This is a genomic window from Streptomyces sp. NBC_00576, assembly GCF_036345175.1.
In the GTDB taxonomy this organism is placed as follows: Bacteria; Actinomycetota; Actinomycetes; order Streptomycetales; family Streptomycetaceae; genus Streptomyces.
This window is the reverse complement of sequence record NZ_CP107780.1, coordinates 10,645,093-10,657,219: the sequence shown is the minus strand read 5'-3', so window position 1 is coordinate 10,657,219 and position 12,127 is coordinate 10,645,093. Positions and strand designations below refer to the sequence as shown.

The window sequence follows — 12,127 nt, the reverse complement described above, 5'->3', positions numbered from 1 at the left end:
AGCGCGGGTCTGTCAAACGAGCGGCCCTGTCTCACTTTCGGTGGTGACAGAGGGTGTTGCTATCCGAGGAGGATGCGGTGGCGGAGGAGGGTGAAGCCTGCTCGTCCGTGCATCTGGCGCGCGATCCGCTTGGTCTTGGTGTTGACGCCCTCGGTGGGGCCGTTGCTGTACGGAAGTGTGAGGGCGGAGTTCACGGCGTCGCGGTCTCGTTCCAGGCCGCGGGTGAAGGCGTGGAGATGAGGTAGGTCGACGGCGCGGGCCTGGGCGATCCAGTGCGTGAGTGCGTCGGCATTTCCGGCGTGAGGCGTCAGGAGTTGGGCGAAGTCCCGGATGAGGGTGGCCAGTTGGGTCATCTCGGGGCAGGCGGCGGTGAGCTTGGCCAGGAGCTCGTGATGCTCGGCCTTGAGGTTGTCGGGCCTGGTCAGCAGCATCCGGGCGAATCTGCGCGGGGAGATGTGGCTGCGGTCGGCGTCCGCGCGGCCTTGGTTGATGTACTTGTGCAGGAGGTTGAGGCAGCCGGTGAACCCGAAGGACTTGATCTCCTCGAAGAGATACTGGACGGGGACGGCGGGGTCCTCGGCCCGGCGTTTACGCAGGTGCTCGCGGTAGGGGTCGACGAGGCTGGCGCGATATTTGGGGACGCGGAGCATCCGCTCGGGCCGGTCGGCGCGGGCGTAGCGTTTGACGGTGTTCAGGGCCAGTTGCAGGCGGCGGGCGCACTCGAGCAGGCCCACACCTTTCTCGAGCAGGTCGTGGATCTGATGCCAGCGTTCCAGGGTCGTCTGCGTTCGTGGCCCGTCGTACAGGGGCGCGTCCAGCACGGCGGCCCAGCAGGTGCTGTGTGCCTTCACCTCGCTCAGGGCCGCTTCGCACAGGTTGTGCCACACGTGCCATCGATCGGCGACCTGCACCGCTTCGGGCAGGGCGCGGCGGATGGCCTCGGCTTACGTGGCCGAGCCGTCCCGGCACACGACCTCGACGCCCGCATGCTCGCGCAGCCACGCTTCCAGGGTGTCGGCCGTCCGGTCGGGCAGCACGTCGATCCGCTCGTGGGTCTCGGCATCGATCACGACGGTGGCATAGCGGTGCCGTCGGCGCAGAGCGAAATCATCGACGCCGATCACGCGCGGCGTCCGCCCGGTGGGCAACGGGATGCGCAACAGGGCGCGCAGGGCCGTGTGACGCGACATACTCACCGCGAGTATCGCCAGCAACCATGCTCCTGCCCGGCCCGCTAACTCCTTGACCACAGCCTTGACTTGGTTGGCCAGACGGGCTGTGCGGCGTTGGTATCGCTCCAGGACTCCGGGCACCTGCTCGCGGACGGTGTGGCGGCAGCCGCGTGTCGGACACACCAGGCGCCGCACCCGTACGCGGACCACCACCCGCCGGCCGTCGACCGGTACGTCGGCCACCGTCCGCCAGTGATAGCCGTGCACTCGCCCCGACGACGCCCCGCACACCGGACAGACCGCATAGTCCTGCGGAGTCCGTGCCCGCACCACGACCCGCTCGCCCTCGTCGACCACATCCTCGATGACCAGCGGGGAAAGACCCGAAAACACCGTCTGCACAAGCTCGTTGACATCCATCACACAGAGGCCAACGACCCCTCACGACTCTGCGTCACCACCGAATGTGAGACAGGGCCGAACGATTTACAGTCCCGGCCTTCGCCCGGCCCTTCTCGACGTACTCCATGGCCTGGAGGGTCTCGTCGAACGGGAAGACGCGGTCGACAATGGGGCGGATCTTCCCTGCGTCGACGAGGGAGGCGAGCTCACGGAACTGGTCGCCGCCGCTGGCCTTCATGAACAGGAAGGAGTACGTGACGCCGAGCTTCTTGGCGCTGCGCCGCGCCGAACTCGTGGAGGCCGCTCCGAGGGCCCGTTCGGCGAGGATCCGCTCGGCGCAGGCGGCAGCCTGGATGGCGCATGGCGGGACCGAGCACTACGAAGGGATCGGCGAGTCGCTCGTCGAACTCGGCGAGGCGCTCACGGCGGCCGCAAAGCAGCCCGACAACGACGGAAAAATCAACTGGAGGAGAAGAAGTTCCGCCACATCTGCGGCACGTTGGCCCGGCGGGCCGACGACGCCCTGGCCTACTTCCCCGTACCCGACCAGAACATCCGAAAAGTGTGGTCCACGTCGTTGGCCGCAGTTTCTCGCCAAAGCCGTACCTGCCGGGACGCGATGACCCCGGGCAACTAAAGGTTCAAGACCGAGGAGGAGCGGGCACGGGCCTTCAGCACATCGCTCGAGGATCTACTCAAGGCGAGCGGCAAGCTCAGACCGACCTTGTCCAGGATCAGGAAGGCGGCTGAGCCCGCGATCGAGCGGGGGACTTCCGGGGGGACAACTGACGTGACGCCCCCCGGCACCGAGGCTGGGCGTCGCGGCCCCAAGCCGCGCGTACACCGACACCGACGCCACCGACGGGCCGTACGACCAGGGACTGCTGTATGTGTCAGCTCAGAGCAGCCGGGGCGAGGCGGATGGTGTTCGACTGCTTCCGCAGGCGTATGGGCTTGGGCTTGCCGGCCGCTTCGCCCGCCGCAGCGGCGCCGCCCGATTCTGTTGCGACGACATGCCGCCAGGACAGCATCACCTGGAACCGTCCGGTGATGAAGTGGGCGCCTGTGACGGGGAGGCCCGCGATGCCTGAGGTCGGGTCGGCCGGAAGCTCGTCGCTGACGTTCTGCACCAGGTGCACGCCGACGTCCAGTGACGCGGCTTCAGCGGCTGCCAGCACCAGCGGATTGGTCGAGTGGACCGAGGCGTACAGTGCTCCGTGGGCGCGCGCGGTCCGGCGGAACAAGGTCAGACTGTGCGAGGTTGAGTCGGTGTCCACGAGGAACGCGACCGGCCCCGGCCACTCCCGGGCGTAGATCTGCTCGTCCCGCGCCGCCAACCGCACCAGCAGTGGGGTGCGCAGATCAGCGGCGGGACAGTCCGGATGGCGCACCCGCCGGGAAGCGTGCAACACCCTTCCGTACCGCGCGGCCTGTGCCAGGCTCGCCGGAACTTCGGCGCCGGCGATCGCGCTCAGCAGCCGCGCCCCGCGAGCTGGATGTCCAAGCAGTCGTTCCATGGCCTCACACAGGTCGGAACCGAGGTCCCGGAGGCTCTTCGACCCCTCATCGGTGGCGATGCCTGTGGCCGGCACCAGGATGTTCTGCGGCGTGGTGCGGACCGTGCCACTGCTCAGGCACAGGGAACGGGCAAGGCCGCGCACCAGGCCCTGGTAGTCCTCGGTGGAGTCCACCAGCACCGTGTTCGGTCCGGTCCGGCTGGCGAACACAGCGGCCTGGCGGGCGTGTTGCTCGAGCCAGTCGGCGAAGCGCGCGGAGCCGGTGAAGTCGACGATCCGCACCGCTGGGTCTGTCGCCAGTCTCCGGCAGAGGTGTTCTTCGGGTTGCGCCACCGCCAGGGTCACGATATTCGGATCGTGGCCGGCCTCCGTCAGCACCTCGCGTGCGATGCGCACGGTGATCGCCAGTGGCAGCACGGCTCGCGGATGGGGTGCCACGATGACCGGGTTACCGGTCACGAGGCTGGCGAACATACCCGGATACCCATTCCACAAGGGGTAGTCGGGACAGCCGATGAGCAGCGACACGCCGCGCGGCACCAGGGTGGAGGTACCCTGCATGGTCACCGGCTGCCTTCGGCGGCGCGGACTCTTTGTGTGAAGGTCTTCCGGTACGCGCGCGCACTCGGCGAAGGCGTAAGCCACCGTCTCCAGTGCGTGGTCCTGGGCGCGTGGCCCGGCGGCCCGGAACGCCGCCTCGAGGGGCTGGCCGGTGGTGTGGTGCACAGCGAGGGCAAGCTCATGGCTGCGGATGTTCAGCCGACGCAGTATCTCCGTGGCCAGTCCTGCGCGCTGGTGGAGTCCGGCGGAACGCCACCCCGCCATCGCCCGCGCGGCCGCCGCAACCTGGGCCGCCGGATCGCAGCGCGGGTAACTGATGCCCAGGTGAATGCCGTACGGGGAGGTCTCGGTGATCACCCGGCCCAGCTGACCGGGTTGGTCGAGTTCGAAGGGCCGTCCCAGCAATGAACTGAAAACCTTTGCCGCGGTCCGTACCGATCTCATGCCCGCGTCGGTGGCTTCCTGACCGGTTGACCGGGTGAAGGGTTTGAGGCAGTCGCCGACCGCCGCAGTCCGAGTGACCTCCTGGATCAGCTCCAGGTGACGCTCGTACGGACCAAGGTGCATGGTCTCAGCCTCTCCGAGCCTGTCGCCGACGCCTGAAGCCCTGACTGGCTGTCTGCCTGTCTGACAGGTTCAGGGCAGATACTCCGCGTGGGCGCAGGGTGATGTCAAGGCCGGCGTGAAAATAAAAATTCACGGGGCATGATGCCTGAAAACAACCTTCCGCGGTTCCTCCACCCTGACCGGCATCGGCATCGGCATCCCTGCCGTACCGCACCTAGAGTGCTGCGTCAGAAATCCTGATGGTTAGTTCTGCCCTGTTTTCTGGCTGTCGGTTCCGACCTTGGTGAGGTGGTCGGCGAGGGAGTTGAGGATCTCGTCGGCGGTCTTGGTCCAGGTGAAGGGCCGTGGGTTCTCGTTCCAGGTGTCGATCCAGGCGGTGATGTCGTCCTCCAGGGCCTTCACGGACGTATGGACGCCGCGGCGGATGGGTTTGTCGGTCAGCAGGCCGAACCACCGCTCCACCTGGTTCATCCAGGAGGAACCGGTCGGGGTGAAATGGACGTGGAAGCGGGGGTGCTTGCCGAGCCACGTCCTGATCTCGGCGGTGTTGTGGGCTTGCGATAGGGCGCGTGTTGTCCGGTGCGTGCATCGCAAGGCGGAGGTCCGCTCGAGTTCTGAACGCAGTCGGGCGGTCCGACAACGAAGCGAGCAGCGGTGCTGGGCCGCGCGGCCCGGCGGGACTTTGACGACAGAGGCTCGCGGTCCCTGCTACCCGGGGAGGCGGAATCCGTTGAAGAGATCGTCCATGCCGCGCAGGGCCAGGCGGGCAGGGGTGGCACGGACAGCGAGGTCGCGGGCCGCCACCGCGAGCGGGTTACGCAGGGCGCCCAGGCGGCCGACCCGGCGGGCGCGGACGCGCACGGCGTCGGTACGCCCGCGGCGGGCGGCGGTGTACGCGGCGAGGGCGGCCGGGACGGAGTCTGTGCCGTCTCCGGCGGGAAGCAGGTGCGCGAGGAGCACCGCGTCCTCGATGGCCTGGCAACCGCCCTGGCCGAGGTTGGGAGCCATGGCGTGGGCGGCGTCGCCCAGCCAGGCGATCCGGCCGTGGTGCAGGGTGGGGAGCGGGGCGGCCAGGTCGTAGAGGTCGTTCTGGAGGACGTCGGCAGGGTCGAGGCGGCGGACGCGGTCCAGCAGGGCCGGAATCGGGTCGTGCCACGAGCCGAAGCGGCGCCGGAGTTCGGCGCGGGGGTCGGCCGACCGGGTGCCGGCCGGGAGGACCGCGGTGGCGTAGAGGTAAAACCGGCCGTCGGAGAGCGGGGTGACGCCGAACCGCTCGCCCCGCCCCCAGGTCTCGCTCATGGCCGGTATCCGGAGGTCCGGGGCGTCCACGATGGTCCGCCAGGCGGTCTCGCCGATGTAGTGCAGGCCGGGGTGGGCGGGGAAGTACACGCGGCGCAGCGGGCTGTGGATGCCGTCGGCGGCTACGACCAGATCGGCGGGAAGGTTCGGGCCGACTGCCGTACGGATGGTCGGGCGGCCCGCGGCGTCGTCGACGGCGGTCACGGCGGTGCCGTAGCGGAGGGCCTCCGGCGGCAGAGAGGCGGCCAGGGCGGCGGTGAAGGCCGGGCGCGGGACGGCGATCGGGGGCATGCCGTAGCGGGCTGCCATGTCGGCGGTGTCGGTCCGGGTGAGCCACTGGCCGTCGGAGCGGCGTACGCCCATCGCCGTGGGTACGGCGCTGCCGGTGGCGAGGGCGGCGTCGACGCCGATGGTGTCGAGTGCGCGCAGGGCGTTGGGGGCGAGGCCGATGCCGGCGCCGGTGGCGGGGGGTTCGGGGGCGCGTTCGCAGACGGTGACGCGCCAGCCGCGGCGGTGCAGTGCGACGGCGGCGGTGAGGCCGCCGATTCCGGCCCCGGCCACCACCGCGTGACGTTTCGGCATGGAACACCACTTCCGTTCGGTTCGAGCACCCTCTACAGCCGCAGAGCCCTGCCTCTGCAATCGTAGAGTCAGGGCATGTCAGCACGGGCTGCGCGTTACACGCCGGGATCACGGTAGCCCCACCCGTAGGCGACCATGACGGAGCTGCACCGCTCGGCGCGAGGCCGATCGCGGCGTGGACAAAGGACAATCACTTTTACGTTGAACCGCTGGTTCGGGTCGAGCCCGGCGAAGGTGGTGAAACTGTCGAGCGGATCCGGTGATCAACTCGCAATTCGCTAGCCAGGGAGGAGAAGTGGCGTGCGCAGTCGGGATGATCGCGCAGTGCTCCTGCGACCGATCCGGCGGCATCTCCTGTCAGGGTGCGCAGCCAGGGCCTGATCTTGCCTTGCGGCGTCCACTGATCCCACAAAGCGTCCCAGGTGAACGCGCCGTTGCAGCTTTCCTCGAGCAGGTGCAGCTGGCCAGTATTGGCGGCGTGGCGTGCGACGGTGAACAGCCACAGGATGACGGCGTCGATTTCGCCGCGCGCCGTTGATCGGTGTGTGCCCAAAAGCTCGGGCATCGCCCGGACGATCTCGAGTGCTCGAGGGGGGTCGGCCATCAACGCTGGCACGAGCGCCTCGGGGTCGATGTTGAGGAGTACGTCGCAGTACAGTGCAGCGTCGTCGGGATGGGCAGCGGCCAGGGCCACCCACCCACCCACCCACCCACCCACCCACCCACCCACCAGCCGCGTGAACAACCCTGCGGGTCAATACACCTAGAAACTGGGTGATCTCTACCCACTGCTGGAGTCAAAGGCATCACCCAGCAGAGAACGGCCGCTGCGGCACTCAGATACCGCGAGCGACAGTTCCTTCACGGCAGCGCGGGCACGTTCGGCGTCCACTCCGTCATCAAGAGCCTCCAGCGCGGCAGCCGCCGACACGCGAACGGAACGGGGCAGGCCGTCGTAGGCGGCCAGCCGGTACGCGACGGTGCAACGGGCCTCCTGCTTCTCATCGCTCACCCCATCAGAGGTGAGTGGGAAGACCGCAGCCTCGTACATCGCGATGCTCAACAGGACCACGTCGGCGATCCCTTCGGCATAGCCGTCACCCGTGGCCGCCCGGACGGAAGGGGGCTTGGTCGAAACCGTGCGCGGAACTCGGTGCCCCGCCTTCCTCGCATTCGGCCTCCTTGCCGGTGTGCGTCCTGGGCGGTTTTTGCGTCGTACCCCTGAGGGCCGGCCAACCGTAAGGCGTAGGCCTCCCGCGGCGAGGCCGCCTCCGCGGTCCGGGCCGGACGGCGGCCCGCCGCTCGAGCCGGCTGGCGCTGCTCGGGGCCGCAGCGCGCGCAGCCGTGTCCGCGCTGCCCGTACGGGCGGCGCGGACACGGCCCTGCAGCTCCTCAGGGAGGCACGGTGAGTGGACACCGGCCCCAGGCCGTCCGCGGCCTTCCTGGACGCCTCCGGCATGGTGGCCCCGACCGCGGCGTACACCGCCGCCGAGGCCCATATGCCCTCTGCCGCCCAGCAGTTCGCAGCCCTGACCGATCAGACCGCAGCCCGCCTTGTCCGCGGCCGCGGGCGGGGAGCTGTCGCCGGCGCAGTGCGTGCTGTACGCGGGCGTTGCCGGGCCCTGCGCTAGAAGGTCAGGTTCCAGGCGTCGATCTTGCCTGTGTCGGAGGCGGCGTTGTCGTTGACGCGCAGCTTCCAGGTACCGTTCGCGACCTCCGAGGAGGCGTTCACGGTGTAGGTCTGGGCGATGTTGTCGGCGCTGCCGCCGGCGTGGTTGTGCAGCGTGTAGACGGTGCCGTCCGGCGCCACCAGGTCGACCTTCAGGTCACCGATGTAGGTGTGCTTGATGTCCACACCCACCTTGAGGGTGGCCGGGGCGTTGCCGGTCACGCCGGTGACGGCGATCGGGCTCTCCACGGTCGCGTTGTCGTTGATGGCGAAGTCCGCGAGGTTCTCGAAGTACTTGCCGGGCGGCGGGGTGGTCCCGACGGCCTTGAGGGCGTCGACCTGTCCCTCGCCGAAGAACGAGTTGTTGGCCGTCGTGCCCGTGCAGCGGCTGTCCGAGGGGCAGGCGATGTCGTTGGCCTGGGCGGCCAGCTTGGCGCGGAGCTGCGCCGGGGTGATGCCCGGGTCGGCGCTGGCGATGAGTGCCGCCACGCCGACCACGTGCGGGGTGGCCATCGAGGTGCCGCTCTTGCTGCCGTAGCCGCCACCGGGGACGGTGGAGTACACGTTGCTGCCCGGCGCCGCGACGTCGATGACGCCCTGCCCGTAGTTGGAGAACGAGGCCTTGGTGACGCCCGTGCCGTTGGCCGCGACCGTGACCACGCCCGGCAGCTCGGTCGGGATGTCGAGGCAGGCGTTGGTGATGGTGCGGGTGACCGGCGTCGAGTCGTTCGGGCTCGCGGAGTCGGTCGTCTTGTGGGCGAGGTCGTAGTTCTCGTTGCCCGCCGCGGCGATCTGGAGGGAGCCCTTGCCCTCGGCGTACTCCTGGGCGCGCTTGACGCCCTCGATGATGGCGGCCTGGTCGATGTTGTCCGGGCAGTTGAACTGCCACGGGTCCGTGTAATAGCTGTTGTTGGTGACCTGGAAGCCGTGGTCACCCGCCCAGACGAAGCCACAGATGGTGTTCTCGGCGAAGAAGAACGCGTTGCCCGGCTCGGCGACCCGGACCGCGGCGATCTTCACCCCGGGGGCCACCCCGACGACGCCCTTGCCGTTCTTCGCCGCGGCGATGGTGCCCGCCACGTGGGTGCCGTGTGTGTCGACGTCCCGCCAGGCGCCGGCACGGGTGTCGGGCTTGCCGTAGGCGCAGGAGACCGAGTCGGCCGCATCGAAGTTGGGCGCCAGGTCCTGGTGCTGGTCGTCCACACCGGTGTCCAGGACGCCGACCTTGACCGAGGCGGAGCCCGGGTTCACGGCCCAGGCCTGGTCGGCCTTGATCTGGCTCATGTCGGCCCGGACCGGTTCTCCGGCCGGGGTCGAGGCCTGAGCCGGATTGGCCGGGAGCGCCGGGTTGTAGGCGTCGGCCGGGACGTCAGAGGTGCGCGTGGCGCCGACCTGCTGCACGCCGGAGACGCCGCGCATGGTGGCGGCGAATCCGCTGGACGCCGAGTGGGCGACGATCACGCCGATGGCGTCGAAGTTCGAGAAGACGGTGCCGCCGCCTGCCACGATCGCGGACTGGACCGCCGAACTGTCACCGGGGGCGGTGATCACGAGGTAGGCACGCGTGCCGGCCACCCAGGTCGCACTCTGGGAAGCCGCCACGGCGGCCGGAGCGTGGGCCTTGGCGGCCGGCGTGGTGGAGGGGACGACCGGGAGCGTGCCCGCGAGGGCGCCCGGGGAGCCGAACGAGAGGGCGGCGCCGAGCGTGGCCGCCAGCACCAGCGTGCGTCTGGATCGGCTGGATATGTGGGGTATCAATGCGTCCTCCGAAGACGGCCCGGCCGTGCTGAGGGCACCGGCCGGGCCGTACGAAACGAGTGGTGGATGCAAGATGTCAGACAGGTCCTCCTGTACGGAAGTACCTTTCCGTACCGGGACGTTACAGGGGCATGGCTGAAAAGAGACGCACTCTGGGCATTGGGGGGTCGGGATCCACTGGGAACTCGGCGACGCCGACCGCGCCCTGACGTACGCCGCCGACCTGATGCCGGCCGCGCTGCCCGCACCAGAGCACCGGACCCGCGCGGCGACCGACACCGCCCGCGACCTGGTCGCCGTCGGCGACATGCCGGCCACGTCCGTCCAGTAGCAACTCGCGGAACGGACCGCGCCGCTGACGACCCGAACCTGCACTACCTCGACGGCCGCGACCTCTACGGCGAACGCGACCACGCCGAGCTGCCCCTGCCCGACGATCTCCACCCGGCCGCCGCCACCCACCGCCGCATCGGTGAACGCTTCGCCGAACTGGCCTTCACCAAGGGCCCCTTCGCCGAATCCTGACCCCGACTCCGACTGTCCGACTCCGACCCCGTCGACGCCCGCGTGGTGTCTGACGGAGTGCCAGGAACAGCGGATCCGCTGCCACTGTACGGTTCCGCCTTTCGCTGTTTTACTTGCGGAATTGCGCTGGCGAGGTCACGGCAGTTCATGGTGTGTCGCCGGCATCGTGTGCCCGCAGCGGGCCGAAGTGCGCCTCGATCGGGTTGGCCCAGGAGGCATAGGTCGGGTGAAGCACAGCTCGACCTTGTTCTCTTTCGCCCAGCGGCGGATGTCCGCACCGGAGTGGGCGGAGAGGTTGCCCAGAATGATGTAGATCGGGGCGCCATCGGGTGGGGTGGCTCGGATCGACTTCAGCGCGGCCAAACTGTTGGCGCTGCCTTTGCGGCGGCGGTTGACTCCCCACAGGGCGCCATCGCCAACGGAGTAACAGCCGTGTGACCGCCCGCCGGTCAGGTGGCAGCAGCCCGCAGATCTCCGGCCGTCAGCAGCGACAACAGCCCGATGCCCTCGGCCGCGAGGGCATCGGCGCCGCCTTGCTCACGGTCAATCACGCACAGAGCCTCAAAAACCTGGGCCCCCAGACCACGCAGGTCCGCGGTCGACAGCACGATCTGTCCGTCGCTGGTGACCACATCCTCTACAACCAGCACCCGACGGCCCTCGACCTCGGCGCCTTCGGCGAGACGGCAGGTGCCATACGGCTTGGCCTGCTTGCGCACGAACGCGCAGGGCAGACCCGTATGCCGGCCGAGCGCGGTCACCACCGGGATGCCGCCCATCTCCAGACCGGCCAGGACCTCGGTGCCAGAGGGCACCAGCGGAACCATCTGCCGGGCGATTTCATCCAGCAGGATCGGGTCGCCCTCGAACCGGTACTTGTCGAAGTACTCCGTGGCAGTGCGTCCGGACCGAAGCGTGAAACGCCCCGTCAGATGAGAGGCAGCATGGATACGGCGAGCAAGATCAGAATGTGTCACAGGCGTCCAGTCTTCCAGCCGCCCGTCCCCGCCAGGACACCGGCTCCCTCCACGAAACCCATGCCATGGACCGCCGCTCGCCATCCCGACACCATGAGCACGGAGCCGGTCAGGGCGTGTCACCGGAGTAGTAGAACCGGCACATCACTCCCGGGCCGGGCGTGCGGGGTTCGCCGGGGCGCGGGTCGTACAGTGCGCGGCCTCCGGGCCACCGCGACAGCTCGGTCAAAAGGGCGGCGCCGTCGTCGACTTCCTCGCTCCGCCAACCCGTGATGTCCAGCAGCAGTCCGTCCAACGGCCCGCCCAACAGAGCGGCGTACGTCTGCCACGGGAGCGGGCCAGGGTCGGGGTCGTCGTGGTCGCGGCCGTAGACCCGGCCGCGCAGCAGCTGCTCGTCTCCGTTCATCCGTCCAGCGTCGCAGCCGCCACCGACAACGCGGGCCTGTCCCGGACGCCGTGGGGCTGCTGTGACTGGTCGAGATTAGGTGTCACCTGGTCGCTTGATCAGTCGTGGGGGCCTCGCGTGAGGTGCTCGGACCGCCGCACGCCCGGGGCTACATCCTGTGCACCTCGACCGAGAAGCCGCGGGCGAGGACGTTGTTGAAGTGTTCGGCGTGCGCGCCAAGCCACTGCTCGGTAGGGATGCCGGGGGCGCTGATCCCGAGGAGTACGTAGTCGTCGGCGAGGGCGGTGCTCTGGCCGCAGATGCAGCACAAGAGGCGCTGGAACATGGTGCCGGCGGGGCCTGTGGCGCTGGGCATGAGCGGCAGAGTAACGAGCGTGGGCCGCTCGGCGTCGGGATTAAACCGGTGCCGCCGCCCGTCACGGCTCCTTCGGCGCTTCGCGTTTGACGCCCCCGCAGGCCAGTAGCTGTGTCGCGTCCGCGTTGAGGAACAGGGTGAAGGCGACGGACCGGCTTGTGATGCACCCGGTGCGTACCGGCTCGTCGCCGTGCTGCCTGAGGATCTGAAGGGATTCATCGAGGCCGAGCGCCGTGTCTCCGTGCCTTTCGATGCTCCTCAGCTTGTTCCTTAAGGTCGGACTGGCCAGTGGCAGCATGTTGGCTGAGTGTTCGGATCTGTAGACGCATCAGTGCGG

Annotated in this window: 11 protein-coding genes and 4 pseudogenes; 2 read left to right on the top strand and 13 right to left on the bottom strand. The window is 69.1% G+C overall.

The window, feature by feature from the left end; genetic code table 11:
• Positions 1–59: 59 nt before the first annotated feature.
• The 7 genes and pseudogenes from OG734_RS46485 to OG734_RS46455 all read right to left on the bottom strand — a co-directional run bounded on the left by OG734_RS46485 (position 60) and on the right by OG734_RS46455 (position 7,172).
• Positions 60–1,592: pseudogene (locus tag OG734_RS46485) on the bottom strand (ISL3 family transposase).
• A 34-nt stretch (positions 1,593–1,626) separates the two neighbouring features.
• Complete coding sequence (locus tag OG734_RS46480; protein WP_443065135.1) at positions 1,627–1,902, bottom strand: zinc-binding dehydrogenase; 276 nt, start codon at positions 1,900–1,902, stop codon at positions 1,627–1,629.
• A gap of 565 nt (positions 1,903–2,467) precedes the next feature.
• Entirely contained in the window at positions 2,468–4,219 is a 1,752-nt protein-coding gene (locus tag OG734_RS46475) for an aldehyde dehydrogenase family protein (protein WP_330293418.1), read from the bottom strand.
• A gap of 243 nt (positions 4,220–4,462) precedes the next feature.
• Positions 4,463–4,771 (bottom strand): annotated as a pseudogene (locus OG734_RS46470) (IS630 family transposase); the annotation flags it as partial.
• A 156-nt stretch (positions 4,772–4,927) separates the two neighbouring features.
• Positions 4,928–6,100: an FAD-dependent oxidoreductase gene (locus OG734_RS46465; protein ID WP_330293417.1), complete on the bottom strand. Its 1,173-nt coding sequence runs from the start codon at positions 6,098–6,100 to the stop codon at positions 4,928–4,930.
• Positions 6,101–6,296: 196 nt separating this feature from the next.
• Positions 6,297–6,794, bottom strand: coding sequence for a hypothetical protein (locus OG734_RS46460; protein WP_330293416.1), 498 nt, complete (start codon positions 6,792–6,794; stop codon positions 6,297–6,299).
• Between the two features lie 87 nt (positions 6,795–6,881).
• Complete coding sequence (locus tag OG734_RS46455) at positions 6,882–7,172, bottom strand: hypothetical protein (protein WP_330293415.1); 291 nt, start codon at positions 7,170–7,172, stop codon at positions 6,882–6,884.
• A 337-nt stretch (positions 7,173–7,509) separates the two neighbouring features.
• On the opposite strand from OG734_RS46455, the gene OG734_RS46450 reads away from it, so the two are divergent.
• Complete coding sequence (locus OG734_RS46450) at positions 7,510–7,731, top strand: hypothetical protein (protein ID WP_330293414.1); 222 nt, start codon at positions 7,510–7,512, stop codon at positions 7,729–7,731.
• On the opposite strand, the gene OG734_RS46445 is transcribed toward OG734_RS46450, so the two are convergent.
• A complete protein-coding gene (locus OG734_RS46445; RefSeq protein ID WP_330293413.1) occupies positions 7,728–9,488 on the bottom strand; it encodes a S8 family peptidase in 1,761 nt (586 codons plus the stop codon). The two genes, OG734_RS46450 and OG734_RS46445, sit on opposite strands and share 4 nt — an antisense overlap.
• Positions 9,489–9,875: 387 nt before the next feature.
• Here OG734_RS46445 and OG734_RS46440 point away from each other — a divergent pair.
• Positions 9,876–10,052, top strand: a pseudogene (locus OG734_RS46440) (lipase); the annotation flags it as partial.
• A gap of 172 nt (positions 10,053–10,224) precedes the next feature.
• Here OG734_RS46440 and OG734_RS46435 read toward each other — a convergent pair.
• From OG734_RS46435 to OG734_RS46415, 5 genes and pseudogenes are all read right to left on the bottom strand, one after another.
• A pseudogene (locus OG734_RS46435) lies at positions 10,225–10,487 on the bottom strand (transposase); the annotation flags it as partial.
• 14 nt (positions 10,488–10,501) lie between these two features.
• Positions 10,502–11,113 carry an orotate phosphoribosyltransferase gene (locus OG734_RS46430; RefSeq protein ID WP_330293412.1) on the bottom strand — a complete coding sequence of 204 codons (612 nt, stop codon included), beginning with the start codon at positions 11,111–11,113 and terminating at the stop codon, positions 10,502–10,504.
• Positions 11,114–11,138: 25 nt separating this feature from the next.
• Entirely contained in the window at positions 11,139–11,435 is a 297-nt protein-coding gene (locus tag OG734_RS46425) for a hypothetical protein (protein WP_330293411.1), read from the bottom strand.
• 148 nt (positions 11,436–11,583) lie between these two features.
• Positions 11,584–11,790: a hypothetical protein gene (locus OG734_RS46420; protein WP_330293410.1), complete on the bottom strand. Its 207-nt coding sequence runs from the start codon at positions 11,788–11,790 to the stop codon at positions 11,584–11,586.
• Between the two features lie 61 nt (positions 11,791–11,851).
• Positions 11,852–12,088: a hypothetical protein gene (locus tag OG734_RS46415; protein ID WP_330293409.1), complete on the bottom strand. Its 237-nt coding sequence runs from the start codon at positions 12,086–12,088 to the stop codon at positions 11,852–11,854.
• Positions 12,089–12,127: the final 39 nt, after the last annotated feature.